1 protein-coding gene is annotated in these 1535 nt (G+C 69.2%); it reads right to left on the bottom strand.

Annotated elements, in window-relative coordinates; translation table 11 throughout:
• Positions 1-239: 239 nt before the first annotated feature.
• Positions 240-1535: glycoside hydrolase family 6 protein (locus ACLQ24_RS24570; RefSeq protein ID WP_425894070.1), on the bottom strand; the 1296-nt coding region annotated here is incomplete at its 5' end.

Here is a 1535-nt window from a genome sequence, read left to right as displayed (position 1 = left end):
GGTGTGGATGCTTCCCCACACCACACCCGGCCGGCGTACCGGCGGGTTCGTGGCGGGCCGGCCCGGGGGGGTGGGGCGGGGGCGGCCCGGCGGCCGGGTGGGGCCGGGCGGGGGCACGGCCCCCAAACCCCGGGGGGGCCCCGGGTCCGACCGTGCTGGTCGGACCGGGGACCCCGGGGAACCTGCCTCCGGCAGTGCCTCACCTACTGCCGGGGGCGGGTGGGTGCGGAGCTACCCGGTCAGAGCGCCGGGTAGGCGTTCTGCATCAGCTCCCGGAACTGGGCCGAGAACCACGCGCCGGAGATCGGCGCGTTCGGCAGCGCCCCGGTCGGGTTGTTGCCGTTGCGGGCGTTGCCGCCGTACGTCGGGTCGCACATCCGGTCGAAGCCCTTGCCCTCGTTGTTCGGGATCTCCGAGCTGGAGCCGTCCGACTCACCCGGGGGCTTCACCCAGACGTAGGCGTCGATACCCGTCGCCGGGTTCGCCCGGGGCCGCTCACCGAGACCGGCACCAGCCTGGTTGCACCAGTTGCCGGCGTGGGCCCGGCGGTCGATCCGGCCACCGTTGACGTACGTGTCGACGCTGGTCGTCGCGCCCGGGCCGGTGGGCCGGTTGGCACCGCCCCAGCCGTTGCGGGACGTGTCGATCAACATGCCGATGTTGGAGTTGAAGCCGACCGAGATCAGCTTGGTACGGAACGCCTGGGCGAAGGACAGCTCGTCGACGTAGTAGTTCCAGTCGACCCACTTGGACTGCCGCACCGTCTGGCCGTTGACGTTGTCCGTGACCTTGAAGTACGGCTCCACGAGCGCCGAGTAGTTCGCGGTGTTGGTGATGAAGCCGTGCACGTTGTTGACCGTGCTGCCGGAGGCGACCGCGGCGGTCTTCAGGATGTCGGCGGTCGGGCCGAAGTTGCTGTCCCAACCGAGCCAGCCGTGGTGCCCGGCGTCGATGTAGTTGTAGACGTTGCCGATCGCGCCCAGCTTGGCGAGGGCGTAGCCGACACCGTTGACGTACGCGCCGTTGGCCTTGACCGTGTCACACATGACCGTGCCGCCGGCCTGACCGGACGTGTTGGTCACCAGGTTCGGCAGCGAGTCGATCTCGACGACGTTGATGATCCGGATGTTCCGGTACTTCGAGTCGCTCTGGATCGCGGCGATCGGGTCGATGTACTCGGACTTGTACCGGGGCAGCTCGTCCGGGCCCAGCTCACCGTTGGAGGCGAGCGCCGAGCAGTCGCGGCCGGGCAGGTTGTAGATCACGAACTGGATGTAACCGGCACCCTGGCGCAGCGCCTCGTCCAGGTGGTCGCGCACCCCGAAGGCGCCGTTGGAGCTGCTGTTCGGCGTGCCGTTGATCGCGGCGATCCGGTCCAGCCAGACGGCGGTGGGGTTGTTCGAGACCCGGCTGCCGCCCGGCTCGGCGTCCGCCTTGGCCTTCCACTCCGGGTTCACGTATTGACCAGTAACCCAAAGGTGCCGTGATCGTTGTCCGTGTATGGGTGTTGCGGTACGTGATGCGCGGCGGCTTTC

The organism is Micromonospora sp. DT4, assembly GCF_049841675.1.
Taxonomy (GTDB): domain Bacteria; phylum Actinomycetota; class Actinomycetes; order Mycobacteriales; family Micromonosporaceae; genus Micromonospora.
The sequence above is the reverse complement of the archived record's forward strand: the minus strand, read 5'-3'. Positions and strand labels throughout refer to the sequence as shown.